General features: G+C 69.1%; 30 protein-coding genes. 14 read left to right on the forward strand and 16 right to left on the reverse strand.

Annotated elements, in window-relative coordinates; genetic code table 11:
- The 4 genes from VN378_RS05845 to VN378_RS05860 all read right to left on the reverse strand — a co-directional run.
- On the reverse strand, positions 1-1,044 hold a 1,044-nt coding region (locus tag VN378_RS05845), incomplete at its 3' end, for a M56 family metallopeptidase (protein WP_325741876.1).
- On the reverse strand, positions 1,044-1,415 hold the full coding sequence (locus VN378_RS05850) for a BlaI/MecI/CopY family transcriptional regulator (protein WP_325741878.1): 372 nt from the start codon (positions 1,413-1,415) through the stop codon (positions 1,044-1,046). The genes VN378_RS05850 and VN378_RS05845, both read right to left, overlap by 1 nt.
- 87 nt (positions 1,416-1,502) lie before the next feature.
- The gene (locus VN378_RS05855; protein WP_325741880.1) at positions 1,503-2,198 is read right to left on the reverse strand and encodes a hypothetical protein; all 696 of its coding nucleotides are present in this window, start codon (positions 2,196-2,198) and stop codon (positions 1,503-1,505) included.
- Between the two features lie 99 nt (positions 2,199-2,297).
- The gene (locus tag VN378_RS05860) at positions 2,298-2,918 is read right to left on the reverse strand and encodes a 3D domain-containing protein (protein WP_325741882.1); all 621 of its coding nucleotides are present in this window, start codon (positions 2,916-2,918) and stop codon (positions 2,298-2,300) included.
- Between the two features lie 219 nt (positions 2,919-3,137).
- On the opposite strand from VN378_RS05860, the gene VN378_RS05865 reads away from it, so the two are divergent.
- From VN378_RS05865 to VN378_RS05875, 3 genes are read left to right on the forward strand one after another with little or no spacing between them, the layout of a single operon-like run.
- A complete protein-coding gene (locus VN378_RS05865; protein WP_325741884.1) occupies positions 3,138-3,722 on the forward strand; it encodes a glutathione S-transferase family protein in 585 nt (194 codons plus the stop codon).
- A 29-nt stretch (positions 3,723-3,751) separates the two neighbouring features.
- Positions 3,752-4,774 carry a S1/P1 Nuclease gene (locus VN378_RS05870; RefSeq protein ID WP_325741886.1) on the forward strand — a complete coding sequence of 341 codons (1,023 nt, stop codon included), beginning with the start codon at positions 3,752-3,754 and terminating at the stop codon, positions 4,772-4,774.
- A complete protein-coding gene (locus VN378_RS05875) occupies positions 4,775-5,560 on the forward strand; it encodes an RNA methyltransferase (protein WP_325741888.1) in 786 nt (261 codons plus the stop codon).
- Here the strand turns inward: VN378_RS05875 and VN378_RS05880 are convergent.
- Both VN378_RS05880 and VN378_RS05885 read right to left on the reverse strand, forming a co-directional pair.
- Positions 5,557-6,273, reverse strand: a complete 717-nt coding sequence (locus tag VN378_RS05880; RefSeq protein ID WP_325741890.1) for an NAD-dependent deacylase — start codon at positions 6,271-6,273, stop codon at positions 5,557-5,559. The genes VN378_RS05875 and VN378_RS05880 overlap by 4 nt on opposite strands.
- An 8-nt stretch (positions 6,274-6,281) precedes the next feature.
- Positions 6,282-6,710, reverse strand: a complete 429-nt coding sequence (locus VN378_RS05885) for a hypothetical protein (RefSeq protein ID WP_325741892.1) — start codon at positions 6,708-6,710, stop codon at positions 6,282-6,284.
- Positions 6,711-6,771: 61 nt separating this feature from the next.
- Between VN378_RS05885 and VN378_RS05890 the strand changes: the two genes are divergently transcribed.
- The 6 genes from VN378_RS05890 to VN378_RS05915 all read left to right on the forward strand — a co-directional run bounded on the left by VN378_RS05890 (position 6,772) and on the right by VN378_RS05915 (position 10,805).
- Positions 6,772-7,878, forward strand: a complete 1,107-nt coding sequence (locus VN378_RS05890; RefSeq protein ID WP_325741894.1) for an S-(hydroxymethyl)glutathione dehydrogenase/class III alcohol dehydrogenase — start codon at positions 6,772-6,774, stop codon at positions 7,876-7,878.
- Between the two features lie 9 nt (positions 7,879-7,887).
- Positions 7,888-8,238 carry a VOC family protein gene (locus VN378_RS05895; RefSeq protein ID WP_325741896.1) on the forward strand — a complete coding sequence of 117 codons (351 nt, stop codon included), beginning with the start codon at positions 7,888-7,890 and terminating at the stop codon, positions 8,236-8,238.
- Between the two features lie 68 nt (positions 8,239-8,306).
- On the forward strand, positions 8,307-8,690 hold the full coding sequence (locus tag VN378_RS05900) for a VOC family protein (protein WP_325741898.1): 384 nt from the start codon (positions 8,307-8,309) through the stop codon (positions 8,688-8,690).
- A 32-nt stretch (positions 8,691-8,722) separates the two neighbouring features.
- Positions 8,723-9,556: an S-formylglutathione hydrolase gene (gene fghA / locus VN378_RS05905; RefSeq protein WP_325741900.1), complete on the forward strand. Its 834-nt coding sequence runs from the start codon at positions 8,723-8,725 to the stop codon at positions 9,554-9,556.
- A 27-nt stretch (positions 9,557-9,583) separates the two neighbouring features.
- A complete protein-coding gene (locus tag VN378_RS05910; RefSeq protein ID WP_325741902.1) occupies positions 9,584-10,552 on the forward strand; it encodes a DUF4350 domain-containing protein in 969 nt (322 codons plus the stop codon).
- Between the two features lie 19 nt (positions 10,553-10,571).
- A complete protein-coding gene (locus tag VN378_RS05915; protein ID WP_325741904.1) occupies positions 10,572-10,805 on the forward strand; it encodes a hypothetical protein in 234 nt (77 codons plus the stop codon).
- Positions 10,806-10,809: 4 nt separating this feature from the next.
- Here the strand turns inward: VN378_RS05915 and VN378_RS05920 are convergent, their stop codons facing one another.
- A complete protein-coding gene (locus VN378_RS05920; protein ID WP_325741906.1) occupies positions 10,810-11,154 on the reverse strand; it encodes a hypothetical protein in 345 nt (114 codons plus the stop codon).
- A gap of 156 nt (positions 11,155-11,310) precedes the next feature.
- Here VN378_RS05920 and VN378_RS05925 point away from each other — a divergent pair, with 156 nt between their 5' ends.
- From VN378_RS05925 to VN378_RS05945, 5 genes are all read left to right on the forward strand, one after another.
- A complete protein-coding gene (locus VN378_RS05925) occupies positions 11,311-11,922 on the forward strand; it encodes a superoxide dismutase (protein ID WP_325741908.1) in 612 nt (203 codons plus the stop codon).
- An 84-nt stretch (positions 11,923-12,006) separates the two neighbouring features.
- Positions 12,007-12,930: an MBL fold metallo-hydrolase gene (locus VN378_RS05930; RefSeq protein WP_325741910.1), complete on the forward strand. Its 924-nt coding sequence runs from the start codon at positions 12,007-12,009 to the stop codon at positions 12,928-12,930.
- 22 nt (positions 12,931-12,952) lie between these two features.
- Positions 12,953-14,089 (forward strand): M23 family metallopeptidase, encoded by a 1,137-nt coding sequence (locus tag VN378_RS05935; protein WP_325741912.1) that lies wholly within the window; start codon positions 12,953-12,955, stop codon positions 14,087-14,089.
- A 141-nt stretch (positions 14,090-14,230) separates the two neighbouring features.
- The gene (rpsD, locus tag VN378_RS05940) at positions 14,231-14,848 is read left to right on the forward strand and encodes a 30S ribosomal protein S4 (RefSeq protein ID WP_325741914.1); all 618 of its coding nucleotides are present in this window, start codon (positions 14,231-14,233) and stop codon (positions 14,846-14,848) included.
- Positions 14,849-15,009: 161 nt separating this feature from the next.
- Complete coding sequence (locus VN378_RS05945; RefSeq protein WP_325741916.1) at positions 15,010-15,393, forward strand: hypothetical protein; 384 nt, start codon at positions 15,010-15,012, stop codon at positions 15,391-15,393.
- Between the two features lie 283 nt (positions 15,394-15,676).
- On the opposite strand, the gene VN378_RS05950 is transcribed toward VN378_RS05945, so the two are convergent.
- From VN378_RS05950 to VN378_RS05990, 9 genes are all read right to left on the reverse strand, one after another.
- On the reverse strand, positions 15,677-16,108 hold the full coding sequence (locus tag VN378_RS05950) for a thioesterase family protein (protein WP_325741918.1): 432 nt from the start codon (positions 16,106-16,108) through the stop codon (positions 15,677-15,679).
- Complete coding sequence (grxD, locus tag VN378_RS05955; RefSeq protein WP_325741920.1) at positions 16,108-16,476, reverse strand: Grx4 family monothiol glutaredoxin; 369 nt, start codon at positions 16,474-16,476, stop codon at positions 16,108-16,110. The genes VN378_RS05950 and grxD overlap by 1 nt, the downstream gene beginning before the upstream one ends.
- Before the next feature lie 85 nt (positions 16,477-16,561).
- Positions 16,562-17,485: an aldo/keto reductase gene (locus tag VN378_RS05960; RefSeq protein WP_325741922.1), complete on the reverse strand. Its 924-nt coding sequence runs from the start codon at positions 17,483-17,485 to the stop codon at positions 16,562-16,564.
- A gap of 4 nt (positions 17,486-17,489) precedes the next feature.
- A complete protein-coding gene (locus tag VN378_RS05965; protein ID WP_055828191.1) occupies positions 17,490-17,729 on the reverse strand; it encodes a BolA family protein in 240 nt (79 codons plus the stop codon).
- A 67-nt stretch (positions 17,730-17,796) separates the two neighbouring features.
- On the reverse strand, positions 17,797-18,312 hold the full coding sequence (locus VN378_RS05970; RefSeq protein ID WP_325741924.1) for a GNAT family N-acetyltransferase: 516 nt from the start codon (positions 18,310-18,312) through the stop codon (positions 17,797-17,799).
- Positions 18,313-18,387: 75 nt separating this feature from the next.
- Positions 18,388-18,948, reverse strand: a complete 561-nt coding sequence (locus tag VN378_RS05975) for a hypothetical protein (protein ID WP_325741925.1) — start codon at positions 18,946-18,948, stop codon at positions 18,388-18,390.
- Between the two features lie 11 nt (positions 18,949-18,959).
- A complete protein-coding gene (gene radC / locus VN378_RS05980) occupies positions 18,960-19,688 on the reverse strand; it encodes a RadC family protein (RefSeq protein WP_325741926.1) in 729 nt (242 codons plus the stop codon).
- Positions 19,689-19,718: 30 nt separating this feature from the next.
- Positions 19,719-20,540 carry a type I methionyl aminopeptidase gene (gene map, locus VN378_RS05985; protein ID WP_325741928.1) on the reverse strand — a complete coding sequence of 274 codons (822 nt, stop codon included), beginning with the start codon at positions 20,538-20,540 and terminating at the stop codon, positions 19,719-19,721.
- A 77-nt stretch (positions 20,541-20,617) separates the two neighbouring features.
- Complete coding sequence (locus VN378_RS05990; protein WP_325741930.1) at positions 20,618-21,697, reverse strand: endo-1,4-beta-xylanase; 1,080 nt, start codon at positions 21,695-21,697, stop codon at positions 20,618-20,620.
- Between the last annotated feature and the right edge of the window lie 18 nt (positions 21,698-21,715).

Genomic DNA, 21,715 nt, shown 5'->3' on the forward strand with positions numbered 1-21,715 from the left:
GACGGCCGCCGGCTGCAGGCGGGACGGCAGGGCCGACGCCATCACCGCCGGGCTCAGCTCGATGGCGGCGAGCGGCGTGGCGAAGCCAAGGCAGGTGGCGAGGGTCAGGGCGGCGCGCCACGGTTTTCCGCCCCCGGCCGAGGCGGTCATGATCGCCATCACGCGCCGGGCCAGCTCGCCCCTGGGCGCGGCCATGCCGAGCGCGGCGTGGGGCCGGCCCCGGGCTGCCATGGCCACGAGGGCCGTGGCGTAGTCGGCGCGGCCGATACGCCCGGCCGCCCAGGCGTCGGCCGCCTGTTCCGACTGCCGCGCCAGTTCGCGCTGAAGGATCCAGACCAGCGGGTTGAACCAGAAGAGGGCGACGAGGAGACGCGACGCCATCAGGAACAACCAGTCGCCGTGGCGCACATGGCCCATCTCATGAGCCAGCACCGCGTCGGCCCGCGCCGCCAGGTCCAGCGCCGCCGGATCCAGCAGGATGATCGCCGGGCGCCATCCCCAGCTGAGCGGCGAGGTCACGCGAGGCGAGGCGCGCAGGACAGGCGGCGTCCGGCCCTGGGCGGTGCGCGCGAGAGCCGCGAGCCAGCGGGGATCGGAAACGGGCTCGGCGCGGCGGGTCCAGCGATGGAGCAGGGTCACGCCGGCCAGCAGGCGGAGGACGAGGAAGCCGAAGCCGGCCGCCCACAGGACAGCAGCCGCCGCCAGGGGATCAAGCCGCCATTCGGGGCTCGCAGCCAGGGGCGGCGTCGACGCCGCCTCGATCCGCGGAGCGGCGGCCTCCATGGCCGTGGCCGGAGCCGCAGGCGGAGCAGCGACGGCCGCGACCGTCCTTGCGGCCGGGCCGACGAAGGCCGAGGTCTGGACCCGCAGCGCGGGCAGAAGGGCGACCAGCAGGGGCAGGGCCAGAAGCATGACCACGCCCAGCCGAAGCACCGCAACCCGCTCGGCCGCCGGCCGCGCGCGCAGCAATGACGCGCCGGCCAGCGCCGTCCCGGCGATCAGGCCCGATTTCCAGGCCAGTTCGAGCATCAGGTCGAGAGTCATCAGCCCCGCTCCCGGGCTTCGTCGATCAGCCGTTGCAGGGCGTCGAGCTCTTCGTCCTTCAGTTCGGGAGCCATGCCGAGCAGGGCGGTGGCGGCATTGGCGACGGACCCGTCGAAGAAGGTGCGCACCATCCGCTGCATGGCCGTTTCGGCGACGGAGGCCGCCACGGGCGCCGGAGAGTAGATGTAGGCCTGGTCCACCGTGCGGTGGACGATCAGCCCCTTGGCGACCAGCCGGCCCAGCAGGGTGCGCACGGCGGAATTGCTGGGCGGATCGTTGAGCGCGGCGCGGACGGCGGCGGCCGTGCCTTCCTCGAGGCCGCAAAGGACCTCGAAGATTTCGCGTTCCCGACGGGGCAAGGATTCGATCATCGTCACTCTCCTGCTACAAACATAGCATGCTACGTACGTAGCAGGGAGTCACATGAAATCGCCGTCATGAAGCGGAGCGTCTTCGCCTCAGCGGTTGGCGGGGTCCTGGAAGGTGAACAGGCTGACCGCCAGGACGGCCGCGGCGTCGCGGTCCGGCGACCCCTGCGGCGGCAGGTAGAAGGTGGGCCGCAGGCCGTTCAGCTGGATCCCGCCGATCTCGACTCCGTCGCGGGTGAAGACGTAGCCCATGACCCGCCCGCCGCCGAAGGGCAGGCCGCCGATCCGCTTCGTCTCGGCCTTGAGGGTGACGCCGCCCCAGGTCAGCTCGCCGGCGCGCTGCGGCTGCTGCAGCCGGGCCAGAAGGCTGCCGCGCGAGAGGGCGAGGCTGAGGCGGGCGTTGGCCGGGGCCGCGCCGCCATAGACGCAGTCATAGCTGAGGGTTTCGCGGTCGAAGGTGATCCACAGGATCCGGGTGTGGCTCTGACCGCCGCCGCAGTCGCCGGTCACCTCGCCCATGGCGGGGGAACTGACGCTGAACTCGGTCCGGGCCATGTCGCGCGACTGCCACGGCAGACGGGTGCTGGACCCGCGCGAGGTCGCCGACCCGCTGTATTCGCCAATGCCGAAGCCGGGCCGGAACAGGCTGGGGCCGCGCCGGCCCTCAAGGCCCAGTCGCTCGGTCCGTTCGGTCATGGGGGCCGTCTGCGGGGTCCGGGCCGTCGTCTGGCCGGCGGTCAGAACCAGGCAGCACAGGGCCAGTGACGTCGTCGCAAGCATCCTCATGGTCGCCTCCCCCAAGGTGAAGCCAGCGACCATAATATCATTTCACGGAACGGCAATCCGCGAGACGCGGCCGACGCCGGAGCCCCGGCGGAGGAGGGCCTAGTTCGAGCCGGCGTTGCTGGAGGCCGACGCCATCATCGTGGCCTGGCTGGGCTGGCGGTCCCACGACGGCGGGCAGCCTTCGAAGCGGCCGGCGTCGACGATGGTCAGGCGGCGCTGGTTGAAGCGCATGGCCGGAGACATCGAGCCGCGACCGTGGCCGGTGTAGAGGTCGATCTTCTGGCCCTTGATCGCGCCGCCGGTGTCGGAAGCGTACCAGAAGCCGTCGTGGACCGTGCCGTCCGGCATCCGCATGCCCACCGTCTCGCGGATGAACAGGCGGGTGCGGCGGGGGATGTAGCGGGGATCGGTGGCGACCGTGCGCATGGCGATCGGCCGGCAGCCGAGGCTGTCGTTGCCCGTCGCTCCGCCGCCGCCCGCGTGATAAAGATTGGCGCGCGCGCTCCAGTCGGCGTCGCCCTGCATCAGGTCCTGCTGATCGGAGGTCAGTACGCTCTCGACGCCGCTGTCCGTGGAACCTTCCGGGGTCGGGACGGTTGATTCAGCGCCCCAGCCCGCGCTCGTCGCAGCCTGGTAGGATACCGGATCGCCTGTCGCCTGAACCTGGGCGGGAAGGGCCATCGCCATCACAATGGCGAATGCAGCGGCTTTGCCGAGCATGAAGCGGACTCACGGAAACGCCGGCCCCATACGCGTCCGACGGCCGGCTTGTCGTTTCCAAATGCGGCGAAAACCAGACATTCGCGGCGCGCTGCGACATCGCGTCCGGGTCTTCGGTGGATAAGTCGGGCTTGTCACGGTCACGCCGATTCTCGTTTGGCCAACGGCGCGAAACCTGTAAGCAGTATTCGCAGATCAACATCACTTTGCTGGGGCGCGATGCTTACTGTCTATGGATATATTCGCTCGGGAAACTGTTTGAAGGTCAAGTGGTTGCTCGACAGATTGGGGCGTGATTATCGGTGGATCGAAACCGACGTCGTGTCCGGCGTGACGCGCAGCCCGGAGTTCCTGGCCCTGAACCCCGCGGGACAGACGCCGACGGTGGTGCTGGAGGATGGCCGCGTGCTGGCCCAGTCCAACGCCATCATCGGCTATTTCGGCGAAGGCACGCCGTTCATCTCCGCCGATCCCTACGACCGCGCCCGGATGTACGAATGGCTGTTCTGGGAACAGTACAGCCACGAGCCCTATATCGCCGTCGTCCGGTTCCAGCGGCTGCTGGCCGGCAAGCGGGCGGACGAGATCGAGCCGCGGCTGATGGAGCGGGGCCATGCCGCCCTGGCGCGAATGGAGGGCGCGCTGACGGATGCGGACTGGCTGGTGGGGGATGGTCCGACGCTGGCCGACCTGGCGCTGGTCGCCTACACGCGGGTGGCGCCCGAGGGGGATTTCGACCTGGCCGCCTATCCGGCCGTCGTCGCATGGATCGGGCGGGTGGAGGACGCCTTCGGGATACGCTAAGGCGGTCCGGTCATTCGCCGGAGCCTGCCATGAAGCGCCTCGCCCTCGCCGCCCTTGTCCTTGTCGCCGCCGGCGGCGTGGCGCTGCAGGCCGACGCCTGGGGGAACACCGGCCACCGGCTGATCGGCGTCGCTGCGGTGCGCGGCCTGCCCGAAGATCTGCCCGCCTTCCTGCGCACGCCCGGGGCGGCGGCCGAGGTCGGGGAGCTGGCGCGCGAGCCGGACCGCACCAAGGGCGGCGGCCAGCCGCACGACCGCGAGCGCGACACCGCCCACTTCGTCGACATGGACGACGCCGGCCGCATCATCAACGCCGGCGGCCCGTCCATCGACGCCCTGCCGCGCCTGAAGTCCGAATATGACGCGGCCCTGATCGCCGCGGGGCTGGACGTCGACGACGCCGGCTATCTGCCCTACGCCATCATGGACGGCTATCAGCAGCTGGCGCGCGACTTCGCCGCCTGGCGCGTGCTGAACGCCGCCGAGACGCGCGAAACCGATCCCGGCAAGCGCGCCTGGTACCGTGAGGACCGGCGGCGGCGCGAGGCCCTGATCCTGCGCGACATGGGCTATCTGGGCCACTACGTCGGGGACGGCTCGCAGCCGCACCATACGACGATCCACTACAACGGCTGGTCGCGCGACGCGCCGAACCCGGACGGGTTCACCACCTCGCGCCAGACCCACGGAGCGTTCGAGGGCGCCTTCACCGCCCGCGTCGCGCGGCTGGACGCGGTCGAGGCCGCGATGGCGGCGCCGACGCTGGACGGATTTGACCTGCGCGCCCGCGTGCCGGCCTATCTGAAGACGACGCTCGCGGAGGTGCGGCCCTTCTATGTGCTGGAGAAGGCGGGCGGCTTCGGCGAGGGAGACGCGCGCGGCGCGGCCTTTGTGACGGCGCGACTGGCGGCCGGGGCCTCCGAGCTGCGCGATCTGTATGTGCTGGCCTGGCGCGACTCGGCGGACGACGCGATCGGCTGGCCTGCGGTCAAGGTGGCGGACGTCGAGGCCGGAACCGCCGACCCGTGGCTGGCCATGTACGGCGAGGACTGATTGGCCGACCCCGCCGAACCCGCTCCGCCCGTCGTCATCCTCGACAAGTCCCAGATGGCCGAGAACATCGGGGCCGTGGCGCGGGTGATGGCCAATTTCGGCCTGTCGGAACTGCGCCTGGTCGCGCCGCGCGACGGCTGGCCGCAGGAGCGCGCCTGGGCGACGGCCTCGGGCGCCGACTGGGTGCTTGAGGGGGTGAAGGTGTTCGACAGTGTCGCCGACGCCGTCGCCGACCTGAACACCGTCTTCGCCGCCACGGCCCGGCCGCGCGAGACGCGGATGCCGGTGCGGACGCCGCGGGAGACCGCCCGCATCCTGTTCGACGACCGCGCCTCGGGCCTGAACGTCGGCCTGCTGTTCGGCGGCGAGCGGGCGGGGCTGGAGACGTCCGACATCGCCCTGACCCAGGGCATCGTCACGATACCCATCGACCCGCGGCACCATTCGCTGAACCTGGCCCAGGCGGTGGCGATCAACGCCTATGAGTGGCGCACCACCGTGCTGGACGCCCCGCCGCCGCGCTTCCGCGAGGGCGATCCGCCAGCGTCGGGGGCGCTGATGCTGGGCATGTACGAGCATCTGGAGCGGGAGCTGGACGACGGCGGATTCTTCCACCCGCCCGAGAAGCGGCCGTCCATGGTGCAGAACCTGCGGGTCATGCTGGGCCGGTCGGCCTTCAGCGAGCAGGAGGTGGCCACGTTCCGGGGCGTGATCACGGCGCTGTCGAAGGGGCGGGGCCGGGTGCTGGCGAAGCTGGCGGCGAAGAAGGCGGCGGGCGAGAGCTAGCCGGCCGTCAGAGTCTGCACGAACGCCGGCACCATCTGTGTGGCCGGGCCATAGACGCCCTCGTCGAACAGGCGGCGGCCGGGCGTGGGCGCGAGGTTGATCTCCACCGTGCGGGCCCCGGCGGACCGGGCCTGCCGGACGAAGCCGGCGGCAGGCCAGACCGCGCCGGACGTGCCGATGGAGACGAACAGGTCGCAGGCGGCGAGCGCGGCCTCGATCCGGTCCATGTGCAAGGGGAATTCTCCGAACCAGACGATGTGCGGGCGGAGGCGGCCTTCGGGGTGGTGCGGCGACGGCTCGTGGGCCGCGAGATCGCCGGGCCAGTCGCAGACCCGGCCGGTCCGGGTGCAGGACGCCTTGAGCAGTTCGCCGTGCATGTGGATCAGCGAGAAGCCGCCTGCGGGCGGCGTATCCGCATGGGCGCGGTCATGCAGGTCGTCGACGTTCTGGGTGACCAGCAGGAATTCACCCCGCCACCGCGCCGCCAGATCGGCCAGGGCGTGGTGGGCGGCGTTGGGCCGGACCTCGGCCAGCTGGCGGCGGCGGCGATTGTAGAAGTCCTGCACCCGGGTCGGGTCCCGGGCGAAGGCTTCGGGCATGGCCACGTCCTCGATGCGATGGCCCATCCACAGGCCGTCGTCGGCGCGGAATGTGGGCACGCCGGACTCGGCGGATATGCCGGAGCCGGTCAGGATGACGAGGTTACGGGGCATGGGGTGCGTCAGCGACCGGTTCGGCCCAGCTTGCGCCTGCGCTCCCGGCGGCTGGCCGCCGCGACGCTTTCCGAGCGGGCGTATTCCGGGGGCAAGAGGAATTTGCCGCGTTGATCATACTCACGGTCGCCCTTGATCGCTTCGAACCGGATGATTCGACTGGCCCGCCAGAGCAGAAAGCCCATCCATGCGCCCCATGGCGGCGCGATCAACAGCCAGAAAAGAGCGACCGCGACCGGCTCCGCCGGGCCTGCGTTGTAAGCGCCGACAAGGGCCAGGATGGCAATGCCGGTCGGCCCCCACAGGGCGAGGGAGTCCCGCGGATAGGCCGCCAGATCCCGGTCAACCCAGCGCCGAACCCGAAGGTAGTTTTCGCCTCGCGCAGATCTCGCCATGACCGAAACGTGAGCGCTCCAAATTGCGCTGGCAATGGTCAAGGTGGTTTCGAGCTTGGCCCCGGCTCGCTAGAACCCTGCAGGCTCAACAAGGAACCTCCCCATGAAAACCCGCGCCGCCGTCGCGTTCGAGGCCAAACGTCCGCTGGAGATCGTCGAGGTCGATCTGGAGGGGCCGCGCGCCGGCGAGGTCCTGATCGAGATCAAGGCGACCGGCATCTGCCACACCGACGCCTATACGCTGGACGGACTGGACTCGGAGGGCATCTTCCCCTCGATCCTGGGACACGAGGGCGCGGGCGTGGTGGTCGAGGTCGGGCCGGGCGTGACGACGCTGGCCGTCGGGGACCACGTGATCCCGCTGTACACGCCGGAATGCCGCCAGTGTAAGTCATGCCTCAGCCGCAAGACCAACCTGTGCACCGCCATCCGCGGCACCCAGGGCAAGGGCGTCATGCCCGACGGCACCTCGCGCTTCAGCTACAGGGGGCAGGCCATCGCCCACTACATGGGCTGTTCGACCTTCTCGAACTACACGGTCCTGCCCGAGATCGCTGTGGCGAAGATCCGCAAGGACGCGCCGTTCGACAAGGCCTGCTACGTCGGCTGCGGCGTGACCACGGGCGTGGGGGCGGTGGTCAATACGGCCAAGGTCGAGCCGGGCGCCAATTGCGTCGTCTTCGGCCTGGGCGGCATCGGGCTGAATGTCATCCAGGGACTGAAGATGGTCGGGGCCGACATGATCGTCGGCGTCGACATCAATCCGGCGAAAGAGGAATGGGGCCGGCGGTTCGGCATGACCCATTTCGTCAATCCGAAGTCGGTGACGGATGTCGTCGCCCATCTGGTCGAGCTGACGGGCGGCGGGGCGGACTACACCTTCGACTGCACGGGCAACACCACGGTGATGCGCCAGGCGCTGGAGGCCTGCCACCGCGGCTGGGGCGAGAGCATCGTCATCGGCGTGGCCGAGTCGGGCAAGGAGATCGCGACGCGGCCGTTCCAGCTGGTCACGGGCCGGGTCTGGCGCGGCTCGGCCTTCGGCGGGGCGCGGGGACGGACGGACACGCCGAAGATCGTCGACTGGTACATGGACGGAAAGATCCAGATCGACCCGATGATCACCCATACGCTGCCGCTGGAGCGGATCAACGAGGCCTTCGACCTGATGCATGCGGGAGAGAGCATCCGCAGCGTGGTGGTGTTCTAGGAGGCCGCGATGGCCAAATGGTATTCGCGACCGGTCCTGTTCGTGGCCGATGTGCAGCGAGCGGTCGACTTCTATGTCGGCAAGCTCGGGTTCACCGAAAAGTGGCGCTTCGCCGACGAGGTGGCCCAGATGGACCGGGACGAATGCGAGATCATCGCCAGCAGCCAGCGGCCGCCGAAGACCGGCATGGGCATGCTCTTCATCGAGTTGACCGCCGCAGACTTCAGGGGGCTGCCCGAACGTCTGGCCGGGCAGGGCGTGGCCTTCACGCGCGGGCACTGGGGCTATCCCGTGGTGATCGTCGACGATCCGGACGGCAACCAGCTGTACTTCCCCGATCCTGAAAGCCCGGGAAGCTGAGGGCTTGCCATGCCCTGTCAGTTCGTTAAAGAAACTGACTGAGAGAATTCACGGGCAGGGAGGCCGCCATGTTCACCCATATCACCCTCGGCGCGAACGACGTCGAGGCGTCGCGCCGGTTCTATGACGCCGCGCTGGGCGCGCTGGGCCTTGAGCCCGCCAGCGGTCCCGACCCGAAGGGGCGCTACTGGTGGCGCACGGATCGCGGCGCCTTCGCCATCGGCAAGCCCATCGACGGCGAGCCGGCCTGCCACGCCAACGGCGGCACCATCGGCTTCGCCGCCAGGACGCCGGAGATGGTCCATGCCTTCCATGACGCGGGCGCCGCGGCAGGCGGCCGGTCGATCGAGGATCCCCCCGGCGAGCGGAACGGTGCGTTCGGCAAGCTGTACCTGGCCTATCTGCGCGATCCGGACGGCAACAAGGTCTGCGCCCTGCATCGGATGGCGTAGGCCCGCAGACCGGACGGTGATAAGCGGACGGCATGGAGACCCTGAAGACCCATGCCGTCCACGGCGGCCTGCTGCGCTATCTGAAGCACGCCAGCGCGGCCACCGGGACGCCCATGACGCTGTCGGTGTTCGTTCCGCCCGGCGAGGGACCGTTCCCGGTGCTGATCTGGCTGTCCGGCCTGACCTGCACCGAGGACAATTTCACCACCAAGGCCGGGGCCTATCGGGCGGCGGCTGAACATGGGGTGATCATCGTCGCGCCGGACACCTCTCCGCGCGGCGAGGGGGTCGCCGACGATCCCGCCTGGGATCTGGGGCAGGGGGCCGGCTTCTATGTCGATGCGACGCGGGCGCCGTGGACGCCGCATTTCCGCATGGAGAGCTATGTCGTCGAGGAACTGATCGGTCTGATCGACGCCAGCTTCCCGACCACCGGGGCGCGGTCGCTGTCAGGCCATTCGATGGGCGGGCATGGGGCGCTGACGCTGGCGTTGCGCCATCCGCACCTGTTCCGCAGCGTGTCGGCCTTCGCACCGATCGCCTCGCCGACCCGCTGTCCGTGGGGCGAGAGGGCCTTTTCCGCCTATCTGGGCGACGACCGGACGGCGTGGGCGGATCACGACGCCGCCCGGCTTGTCGAGGCGGGCGTGGGCGCGGGCTGCTATGACGACATCCTGATCGACCAGGGCGACGCCGATCCGTTCCTGACGGAGCAGCTGAAGCCGGAACTGCTGGTCGAGGCGGGCAAGGGGGCGAGACAGAAGGTCACCCTGCGGATGCAGCCCGGCTATGACCACTCCTACTTCTTCATGGCCAGTTTCATCGACGACCATATCGCCTTCCATGCGGCGCGGCTGAAGGCGTAGGGTGGGGCGGCAACCTGAGGGGTTCCGATGAAGCGTCTCGCCCTGGCCCTCGGCCTGATCGTCCTGGCCGCCGCCGCGCCCGCCGCGCCCGCCGCGGCGCAGCAGATGACCGATCCGGACTTCCATCCGACGGTGGCCCGCCCCGCCTTCGCCGCGGACGGTCCGGTGGTGATGATCGACGGGGCGCACAACAATTTCCACACCCTCGACGGCCGCTACGCGCCGTTCGCCGCGCTGTTGCAGGCCGACGGCTATCAGGTGCGCGGAGGGACCGCGGCCTTCGACGCAGGCGGGCTGGACGGGGTGGATGTGCTGGTCATCGCCAACGCCGGTCCGTCCAACGGCGGTTCGCCCTTCACCGCGAGCGAGATCGAGGCGGTCGAGGCCTGGGTGCGGGGCGGGGGACGGTTGCTGCTGATCGCGGATCATGCGCCGTTCGGCACGGCCGCCGAGGCGCTGGCGGCGCGGTTCGGGGTGAGGATGGGCAAGGGCTACGCCTTCGCGATGACCACCGCCGGAGGATTGACCACCACCCTGACCTATCCCGCCGAGGCGTTCGACGATCATCCCATCATCACCGGTCGGAGCGCCGATGAACGGGTGGACAGCGTGACCGCCTTCACCGGCCAGTCGCTGGAAGGCCCGGCGGGAGCGACAGCGCTGCTGCCGATGACGGTCGGCGCGCGCGAGTCGCGGGATCTGCCGACCTTGCAGGCGCTGGCCGACCGGCTTGGGCCGTCGCGAGAGGGGGGAAGCGGAACGGAGGCGGCCCTGGCCGAACTATCCTCACCGGCCTTGCCCGCACAGGGGCTGGCGTTCGATCATGGCCGGGGACGGGTGGTCGTGCTGGGCGAGGCGGGGATGCTGACGGCCCAGCTGATCCGCTTTCCGCCCCCGAGCGGGCGGCCCGACCAGCGGTTCGGCATGAATATGGCGCCGGGCAATGCGCAGTTCGGGCTGAACATAATGCACTGGCTGACGGGCCTGCTGCCCTGAGACTGTGTTAGGAGCGCGCATGACCGACACGCCCGCCCCCGACTACGCCCCGATGTTCGCCGCCCTGTGCGTCGAGGTCGGCTTCTGCCTGCATCCCAAGGGCGAGGCCCGGGTCCAGGCGGCGCTGGCGAACGGACTGGACGCGGCCGTGCGGGCCGTGTTCGACGCCGAAGGCGTGGACTTCGCCTCGTCAACCGGCGACCTGCGCCGGGCCGTGCGGGACTGTCTGAAGGCGCATCTGCCGCCGGGTTGAGACGTCAGTCCCCGCCCTTCGGGTCGCGTCGACCGTGGCGGCGGTCGCGGTCGTCCCGGTCGCCGTTGTAACGTCCGTCGTCGCTCCGGCGGTGGCGATGATCCCGATCGCGGTAGCGGGGCGCGGGGTCATAGTAGGTCGGGGCGTTGGCGGCGTAGGCCGGGACGCAACTCTGCTGAAGGACCCCGAAGCGGTCCGTGTACCAGCTGCAGACCGGCTGGGCGGCCAGATCGTAGGCCGCCTGGTCCAGGCCTTCGGCCACAGCATTCCAGAAGGCCGGATCACTGGTGCAGCCGCCCAGAACCGTCCCCGCCGTCAGGACGGCGATGAATCCGTTCCGTTTCCGCATGCCGCGTCTCCGGTTTCAAGCTTTGCCGTACGCATCCTCATGCAGCCATTGCCCGGAAGCAAGCGTTGGAGTCCGACGAAATCCGTCGCCTGCGCTTGGGTCTTCCGCCCGGACGCCTACATGCAGGCCAGTCCAGTCGCCCAAAGGAGCCTCCCCATGGCCTTCACGCTTCCCCCTCTCCCCTACGCCTATGACGCGCTGGAGCCGGCCATCGACAAGGAGACGATGACCTTCCACCACGACAAGCATCACCAGGCCTATGTCGACAAGCTGAACGAGGCCGTGGACGCCGACGCCGGCCTGCAGGGCAAGACGCTGGAAGAGCTGTTCGCGTCGATCTCGAAGGCGCCCAAGGCGGTCCGCAACAACGGCGGCGGACACTGGAATCACAGCCTGTTCTGGGAGCTGCTGGCGCCCGTCGGCCGGACCGGCGAACCCTCGGCCGAACTGGCCGCCGCCATCGACCGCGATCTGGGCGGGATGGAGAAATTCCGGGAAGCCTTCAACGCCGCCGGCGCCGGCCAGTTCGGCTCGGGATGGGCGTGGCTGATCGTGCAGGACGGCCGGCTGAAGATCACCTCGACGCCGAACCAGGACAATCCCCTGATGGATGTGGCCGATGAGAAGGGGGCTGTCGTCCTGGCGGCCGACGTCTGGGAGCACGCCTACTATCTGAAGTACCAGAACCGCCGGCCTGACTATCTGAAGGCCTTCTGGACGGTGGTGAACTGGAACAAGGCCAACGCACTGTTCGCCGCCGCACGCTGATCGCGGAAATCGCCGCGCCGCTCTGGCGCGGCGGTCGCAGCGCCCTATCTCAAGCGCTGCCGTATCCCGACCTGAGAGCCGAAGATGAACCTTCACGCCCGTCTCGCCGCCGCCGCCCTGATCCTCGCCCCGATCGCGGCCTGTTCGCCGGAGGCCGAAAAGGCCGCCGCGCCCGCCGCCCCCGCGGCCGTTCAGAACCCCGACATTCACGCCTTCCGCATCGGCGCGCTGGAGGCGGTGGCGCTCAGGGACGGCGAGATCGTTCTGGCCAACAAGGCCGGGGACAGCCCGTGGGCGGACACGGCGGGCGCGCGGGCGGTGCTGACCGCGGCCGGCCAGGCCGGCGATCCGATCACCCTGTCGGTGCAGCCGCTGCTGGTGCGGGACGGCGATCGGGTGGTCCTGATCGACACCGGCGCGGGCGGCCGGATGGGCACGCAGAACAAGCTTGTCGCCTCGCTGCGCGCGGCCGGCGTCGATCCGGCGCAGGTCACCGACGTCCTGATCTCGCACGCCCACGGCGATCATGTCGGCGGACTGGTCGGAGCCGACGGCTCCCTGACCTTCCCCAGGGCCGTCGTCCGCATCAGTGAGCCGGAATGGGAATATATGAAGGCCGGCGCGGCCCGTGCGGGCGAGGCCGCCCTGCTGACCGCCGTGACGCCGCGGGTCCAGCCGTTCGCTCCCGGCGCCCAGGTCACGCCTGCGATCAAGGCCGTGGCCCTGGAGGGCCATACCCCCGGCCATACCGGCTATGAGATCGCGTCCGGGACGGACCGGCTGCTGTATATCGGCGACGCCCTGCACAGTTCCGTCATCTCGGTGCAGCGACCCGACTGGATCAATGCCTGGGACACCGACAGCGCCGCCGGGGTCGCCACGCGCCAGAGCCTGCTCGAGCGGGGCGCCGCGCCGGGCGCCCGCATCTATGGCGTCCACTTCCCCTTCCCGGGCGTCGGACGGTTCCAGCGCCGGGACGACGGCTTCGTCTGGGTTCCCGAAGGTTGAGACGAAGCGACGGGGGGCGACGATGAGACTGAAATGGATCGCACCGGGCGGGATGGCGGCGTTGGCCCTGCTGGCGGCCGGAACTTCGGTGACCGGGCAGACCCCGCCGTTGCGGCAGGGGTTCGACATTCGTGTCGGAGCGGCGCCGGCGCCCGTCCGCATCGGCGACCGCACACGGCTGGTCTATGAGCTTCAGCTGAGCAATTTCGCCCCGACGCCGCTTGAGGTGTCGCGGATCGAGGCGGTGGACGGAGGGACGGGCCGGACCCTCGCCGATCTGCAGGGCGCCGCCCTGGCTTCCGCGCTCGGGGGACCGCCGGTCGTAGGGCCCAACGCCTTTGTCCTGGCCCATGTCGAGGCGTCGGTGGACGGCGCTGCGCCCGACAGTCTGCGCCACCGCGTCACCTTCTCCAGCCCCGGCGGGGTCCGGACCGTGGTCGAGAACGGCCACACGCCGATCGACGCCGCGCCCTTGCCGGTGCTGGGGCCGCCCCTGAGCGGCGGACCCTGGGTCGCCGTCTATCAGCCCGACATGGAGCGCGGCCACCGCCGGGTCGCCTACGCCGTCGACGGCAAGGCGCGCGTGCCCGGCCGGTTCGCCATAGACTGGATCAAGGTCGACGAGACCGGGGCGACGGGCGCTGCGGGCGGCACGCGGCTGGACAGCAACCTGTCGTTCGGGGCCGAGGTTCTGGCCGTGGCCGACGGCGTGGTCGCGGCGACCCGGGACGGCGTGCCCGATCCCGCCGATCTGGAGGGCGTCGACCGCGTGGCCCTGGAGGATGCGACCGGCAACTATGTCGCCATCGACATCGGCGGCGGGCGCTACGCCTTTTACGAACACCTGAGTCCCGGCCTGCGCGTCCGGCCGGGCGACCGGGTGCGGCGCGGCCAGGTGATCGGGACGCTGGGTTTCACGGGCCAGGCGTCGGGCCCGCATCTGCATTTCCACGTCAGCGACGCGCCGGATCCCCTGCCCGCCGAGGGCCGGCCCTATGTGCTGGAGGGTTTCCGGGTGGTCGGCCGCTATCCCTCGATCCAGGCTTTCGGACGCGGCCAGCCGTGGGAGCGCGCTACGGAAGCGGATGGGGAGGCTCCGTCCTTTCCCGCCCACAACGTCGTGGTCCGGTTCGAGGACGCGCCGACGGTTGACCGTTGAGGTCTGATCCGTCATAAGCGCGCCCTTCACGCCGTCGGGCCCGCCCGTCTGCGCGAACCACTACGGACGATGCGTGGACCGCCGTTGAAATCGTCTCTCCAGTTGGGGAGGGACCGGGCCGCATCATGAGAAGAGTGACATATGTCCAAGCGCCATAGCGCCAAGTACAAACTCGACCGGGTCATGGGTGAAAACCTGTGGGGTCGCGCCAAGTCCCCCGTCAACAAACGCTCGTACGGCCCCGGCCAGCACGGCCAGCGCCGCAAGTCGAAAGTCTCTGACTTCGGCCTGCAGCTGAAGGCCAAGCAGAAGCTGAAGGGCTACTACGGCAACATCACCGAGAAGCAGTTCGCCGCGACCTACGAGGAAGCCTCGCGCCGCAAGGGCAACAGCTCGGAGAACCTGATCGGCCTGCTGGAGTCCCGCCTGGACGCCCTGGTCTATCGCGCCAAATTCACGCCGACCGTCTGGTCCGCCCGTCAGTTCGTCAGCCACGGCCACGTGACCGTCAACGGCAAGAAGGTCGACATCGCGTCGTACCGTCTGAAGGTCGGCGACGTCGTCGAGGTCAAGGAAAAGTCCCGCAGCATGGCGCTGGTGCTCGAAGCCCAGCAGTCGTCGGAACGCGACATCCCCGACTATATCGAAATCGGCGACCGCGGCTTCTCGGTCCGCTTCGTCCGCGTGCCGGAGCTGGCCGACGTTCCGTTCCCGGTGAAGATGGAGCCGAACCTGGTCGTGGAATATTATTCCTCGTAAGGGCGCGACGCGACCGCTCGCTGCCTGAGCGCGGGCCGCGAAAATTGGAAAGGTCCCGGAGCGATCCGGGGCCTTTTCTGCTTTCAGGCCCCGCCGGACTTTTCTTCACCGGCGAACACGCGCATTTTGTCCGTCGTTCAGGGTCGGCGAGGAGGCCGGGGATGAGACTGATCGCGACAGCCGCCGCCGTGTTCGCGCTTGTTCCCTTGATGTCGGCCTGCGCCCTCGTCAGCCAGTTTACGGATCAGCCGCTGAGCGCCGAGGTTCTGCCGGGCCAGATTGAGCCGGTCCACGCCGCCGTCATCGCCCAGAACCAGGCCGCCTTCTGGGTCAGTTCGAACGGTTGCACGGCCAAGGCGGACATCCAGCCGGTCGTGCGCCAGTCCAGCGACGGGCCCATCATCACCCTGCGCCGGATCAAGGAAGACCGCTGTCGCGAAGTCCGGCCCGAGGGGATCGAGATGCGCTGGACGTTCCAGGAGCTGGGACTGGAGCCGGGGTCCCGCCTGTCAGTCGAGAATCCGTACCAACTGCCCCCGGGTTGAGTCATCGTGCGATGTTCGTTCGTAACTTGCAACGAATTGGGCCCGGCTGACCTTTAGTTAATATGAAAACCGGAAGGCAATGCCGGGTTATGGCCGCGGAAGCGGCGGGGCGAGCCTATATCACCAAGGATGAAATACTGAGAGCCCGTCTGATCGAGGCTTCCGAAGCATGGATTTCTCTCGGCGAAGCAGCAGATCAACAGGACGAATTGCTCAGGTCGTCTCTGCCTGATCTCTGACTGTCAAGCTGCCCGACGTCGAAATCTGTCGCGCGGCGGGTCCGTCAGGACCGCCGTTCAAAGGCCGGAAGCATGGTTGGCGGGATGCGATGGGGCCGCATGGTGGCCGCATCCACCAACACCCATTCCGACACGCCCTGGGCGCAGAGCCGGCCCTCGCCATCCTCGATCCGGACATAGCGGTTGAAGCGCGGGCCCTGGGGATCGCCGACCCAGGTACGGGCGACGACACCCCGCGCCTCGGGGAGCAGGGGGCGGAAATAATCGATCTCGTGCCTGAGGGCGACCCAGGACCAGCGGGCGCGGGATTCGCCGTCGAAGCGGGCGTTCCAGTGGGCCGTGCCGGCGTCCTGCAGCCAGCCGACATAGACCACGTTGTTGACGTGGCCGTTGTCGTCGATGTGTTCGGGCAGCACCGTCAGCGGGACGACGAAAAGCTCTCGGTCGTCGCGCGGCTCCAGGACCGCGCGCGCCATCAGCTTCCGGAGTCGTCGGGGCCGTCGCCCAGCGGCACGCCCTTGTCGGTCAACAGAGTCTGAAGCTCGCCGGCGTTGAACATCTCGCGCACGATGTCCGATCCGCCCACGAACTCGCCCTTCACATACAGCTGGGGGATGGTCGGCCAGTCGCTGAAGGTCTTGACGCCCTCGCGCAGGGCCTCGTCCTGAAGCACATCGACGCCGACGAAGTTGGCTCCGACGTGATCGAGGATCTGCACCGCCAGCGAGGAGAAGCCGCAGCGCGGCGCGTCGGGCGTGCCCTTCATGAACAGGACGACGTCATGCTGTTTGACCGTCTCGCCGATGAAGGCGTGGACAGGGTCGGCGCCGACGGCGGAAGTCATGGCTTGATCGGTCACGGGGTACAGGCCTTTCGGTGAAGGCCGTCAGGTATGGACCGCGGAGCAGGGGGTCAAGGGGCCTGCGGCCTCAGGCCGCCTTGGCGCTGGCCACCCGGGCCATCTCGATCTGCGCGGCCAGTCCCGGCGGCATGTCCCGGTCGGGCACCTGGGACAGGGTGTTCAGCCGCTCGATGTCGCTGGCCTCGATCATGATGCTGGAGACCGAGGGATCTGTCAGGGCGTAGGCCAGGCAGATGGCCTCGGCGGTCCAGTTGTTGGTGCGGTGCAGGAAGGCGAAGGTGCCGGCGTGGGCCAGGGGGCCTTCCTTGACCTTGGGACCGCCCCCGAAGCCGAACAGGCCCTTCTTCTTCTCGACGTGGGCGTTCGCCGCCTTTTTGGCCGTGTTCAGGCTGTCGGGGAAATAGCCGTAGACGAAGATGGCCATATCCTGTTCGCGGGCCGCGCGCAGGCGCGACCGGATCTGCCAGCTGGCGTTGACGTGGAACGGCGTGGCGAGGACGTCGAAGGCGCCGGTCGAGACATAGGTGTCCATGACCTCGCCGTCGCCGGATACGCCCAGCAGGCGGACGCGTTCGGTCGCCCGCAGCGCCTTGAGCGCGTTCAGGGTGGACTGGGGCAGTTCGTTGTCGACCGGCTCGTCCAGCAGGGCCATGTCGAACCAGCCCAGGCCGGAGGCGTGCAGGGCCTTGTCGATGGCCGCCGTGATGCCCTCGGCCGAGAAGTCGCGGTCCGAGCCGCGCCGGCCGTCGCCGGCGCCCAGGGTCAGGGAGACCTGCACCAGCTTGCGGTCGACGTGTTTGAGCGCCTGGCCCAGCACCTCGGCCAGGACGGGGTCGGCCGTCTCCAGGCGATAGCTGTTGATGCCGGCTTCAAGGGCCGAATAGACCAGTTCGCGGCCGGCCTCGGGGCCGCCGGCGATGTCGCGGGCTCCGAGACTCAGGGTCAGGCAGGAAACGGCCTGGCCGGTCAGGCCGAAGGGACGGTAGCGCATGGTCTCAATCTCCCGCCGGCGTGGACGTTTCGAGCGCCAGCGCGTGCAGTTCGCCGCCCATCTTGCCCTTCAATGCGGCGTAGACCAGCTGGTGCTGGCGCACGCGAGGCAGGCCGGCGAAGGCCGTGGAGACGATGCGCGCGCGATAGTGGTCGCCGTCTCCGGCCAGATCGTCGATGACGATCTCGGCGTCGGGAAAGGCTTCGGTCAGATGGCCGCGAAGCGTTTCGACGGGCATGGGCATGGAAGGCGCGGTCTCCGGAATCTCCGGGGATGATGGCGCGTAAACCTTAATGGCTGGCTACGGCGGCCTATTGCGCCAGACGTTCCAGCAGCACCACCGGTGCGCCCTTGTAGGTCGTCTCGACATAGGGGACGTAGCCCGCGCGCGCCGCCAGGGCGTGGGACGGGGCGTTGTCGGGCGAGATCATGCAGACCGTGCGCGGCGCGTTCAGCGCGTCGTCGCACCAGGCCAGGGCCGCGGACAGGGCCTCGAAGGCCAGGCCCTTGCCCTGATGGCGCGGCGCCACGCCCCAGCCCAGCTCGGGAGCGTCGAAGGCGGGGGTCAGGATGCGGCGATAGTCCAGCACGCCGACGCTGCCGACATAGGCGCCGGTCGCGGTCTCGCGGATGGCCCAGTTGCCGTAGCCCAGAGCTTCCCAGTGGCCGATGTCGCGCAGCAGGCGGAACCAGACGTCCTCGGAACTCAGCGGGGCGGGAAAGATCGCCGTGGCGAAGGCGGGATCGGCCCAGAGGGCCACGAGGTCGTCCAGATCGCTCAGCGCGACGGGAGCCAACGTCAGGCGTTCGGTGACGAGGGTGGTCATGCGAACAGGGCTCCGGCGCGTTCGGTCAGGATCATCGGCGTGAGTTTCTCCGGGCTTCGGGCGGAACGGAACCGGTCAGTGCGCGCCGCCCGACCTTGCGGCGCGTCGCGTATCGGTCGCGATCCAGTTGTCGATCCAGGTGTGGCCGCCATCGGCCGACCAGGATTGCACGAACCGCGCCGAATCGGCGGTGACGTCGGAAATGACGAACCGCACGATCACGGCGCGTCCGTCGACCATGTCCTGCCCGTGGAATTCGCCGCGTCCCCCGGTGAAACCGCCATAGACCGGCGCGGTGAGCGTCCCGTCGCGCATGCTGGCGAAGTTGATGCTCCATTGGCCGGATTGCGGATTGAAGAGCCGGAGCGCCACCCCCTCGATGCCATTGCCGGCGCCATCGGTCAGCGACAGGTCGACCGTGTTGGCGCGGCCCCGCGAAAGCGGCCGCACCTCCGATGTCCCCTCGAACGTCGTCCAGGGCGCATCAGCGTCCAGGGGACCGCGCACCTCGACATGCGTGTCCCACAGGCCGACCTCCCAATCGAAGTCGTCCGCACCGGCGTTGTGCGCCGCCTGGGCCGACGCTGCCGTCGCACACAGCATGGCCACGCAAACAAGGGTCAGCAACCGCAACATCCCGCTCCTCCTCACATCAGCCCCAGTTGCTTGAAGCTGGCCACGCCGTCGCGGCCCACGACCAGATGGTCGTGCACATCGATACCGAGCGCCCGGGCCGCCTCGATGACCTGTCGCGTCATCTCGATGTCGGGCCGGGACGGCGTCGGGTCGCCCGAGGGGTGATTGTGGACGATGATCATGGATCTGGCCGACAGCTCCAGCGCCCGCCGCACGACCTCGCGCGGATAAACGGGGGCATGGTCGATCGTGCCGCGATTCTGGATCTCGTCGAGGATCAGCTGGTTGCGGTTGTCGAGATACAGAACCCGGAACTGTTCGCGCGGTTCGTGCTGCAGGCTGAGGCGGACATAGGCGACAAGAGCGGTCCAGGACGAGATGACGGGGCGGGCCGCGGCCTCTTCCCGGGCCAGGCGCCGGGCGACTTCGTGCAGGGCGGCGAGGTCGAGCGCGGTTTCGGCGCCGACGCCTTTCGCGCGACCTTTCGCGTCCTCGGCGCGAACCGTCATCAGGTCTTCGACGGAGGCGGCCAGCACCGCCGCCAGCGAACCGAACCGGGCCAGCAGGGCCTTGGCGATCGGTTTGACATCTCCCTGCGGTTGACTGCGGAAGAGAAACAGCTCCAGCAGTTCATAGTCGGGCAGATGCTGGACGCCCGCGCCCCGCGCCCGTTCGCGCAGCCGTTCGCGATGGCCGGCGTGGTGGGGCGTTTTCGGCTTGTCGGGCGGTTGGTCGAGCATGCGCCTCCCCGGTGCGCGGGGAGGGTATCGTCAGAACTTCGGGCGGAACAGCCCCGCCGGACTGGCGCTGAAGATCTCCACCCCGTCCGCGGTGACGCCGATGGTGTGCTCGCATTGGGCGGACAGGGACTTGTCGCGGGTCACGGCGGTCCAGCCGTCGGACAGGACCTTCACGTGCGGCTTGCCCAGATTCACCATCGGCTCGACGGTGAAGAACATGCCGGTCTTCAGTGTCGCGCCCTCGCCGCGGCGGCCGTAGTGCAGGACGTTGGGGCTGTCGTGGAACAGCCGGCCGATGCCGTGGCCGCAGAAGTCGCGCACCACCGACATGCGGTTGGCCTCGACCACCTGCTGGATGGCGTAGCCGATGTCGCCGAAGGTGTTTCCCGGCTTGACCTGGGCGAGGCCGGCCTCGAGCGAGTCATAGGTGACGTCGATCAGCTTGCGGGCCCGGGCGTTGATATTTCCGACCGGATACATGCGGCTGGAATCGCCATGCCAGCCGTCGACGATGACGGTGTGATCGATGTTGACGATATCGCCGTCCTTCAGGACCTTGTCGCCCGGAATGCCGTGGCAGACCACGTGGTTGATCGAGGTGCAGACGGTCTTCTCATAGCCCTTGTAGCCAAGGCAGGCGGGCAGTGCGCCGTGGTCGAGGGTGAATTCGCGGATGCGGTCGTCGATCTCGCCCGTGGTCACGCCGGGGACCACGAACGGCGTGATCATGTCCAGCGCTTCGGCCACCAGACGGCCGGCCTTGCGCATGCCCTCGAAAGCTTCCGCGTCGTGAACGCGGATTTCGTGGGTGCGGACGAAGGCGTCGTCGTCCAGTTCGGGGGTCTCGTACATTCGATCGGCTTTCGGGGCGGGCTCGGGTCTCAGGTGGGAGACTATAGCACAAACCTCAAGGCCGGGTTGAGGCGAGGCTACGTTCCGGGCCCGGCCCGCGCGAACGCCTGCGCCACCGCGGCATACGCCGGGTTCGCCCGGCCCTTCGCGTCGAGCAGCAGGGGGCTGTCGTCGGTCCAGCCCTTGCCCTCGGGGCGCAGCAGCCAGCTGTCGGTGTCGCGCAGGCCCCAGGTGGTGAAGGCGTAGCGCTGGGGTTCCGGAAGGTCCATGAAGGCCTCGGCCAGTTCGCCGACGCGGGCGACCTGCTGGGCGCGTTTCGTGGCCAGCGAGCGGGTGTCGAGGCGGTTGTCGGAGCGCATGGAGAAGTCCAGCTCCGACACATGGATCGGCAGACCCAGCGACCCGGCGTCCTTCATAAAGGTCGTGATCTGTCCGGCGGGAATCTCGATGTCGAGATGGGACTGGGTTCCGATGCCGCCGATGGGGGCGCCGAGCGTGAGCAGCCGTTCGACCAGCCGGAGGAAGGTCGCGCCCTTTCGCGGCATGTTTTCCAGATTGTACTCGTTGAGGAACAGGACGGCGTCGGGATCGGCGGCCCGGGCCTGTTCGAAAGCGCGGACGATATAGCCCTCCTGACCGAGGGCCCGGCTGAAATGGCAGTCGCGCAGCCCGTCGCCGTCTTCGGCCACCGGCTCGTTGACCACGTCCCAGCCGGCCAGCTTTCCCCGATAGCGCCCGGCGACGGTAGAGACGTAGCGGTCATACTCGGCGGCGAAGCGGGCGCGGGGCAGGGCGTCGGTGAAGGCCTGCTGACCTTGCGAATACCAGACCAGGGTGTGGCCGTGGACGCGCAGCCCCTGTTCCACACCCCAGTCGACGATCCGGTCGGAGGCGGAGAAGTCGTATGTGAAATCGGGCTGCAGGATGCGCTCGGGCTTCATCTCCCATTCGGGGGTCAGCTGGCTGACATGCTTGCGCATCTGGGCTGCCCAGACGGGATCCGACAGCTGGCCGGTCATGCCGGTGGCGCCGAAGGGGCAGGGTGCGAGGCCCTTGAGCGGGGCGGCGTCGGGGCCGGCTGCGGGCCAGGCCGACGCGAAGCGGTTGCAGGCCGCGAGCGCGAAGGGGGCGGCGAGCAGGGAGCGGCGGTCGATCATGTCCGTGCCCTTCGCAGG

This window comes from Brevundimonas sp. (genome assembly GCF_035561115.1).
Taxonomy (GTDB): Bacteria; Pseudomonadota; Alphaproteobacteria; order Caulobacterales; family Caulobacteraceae; genus Brevundimonas.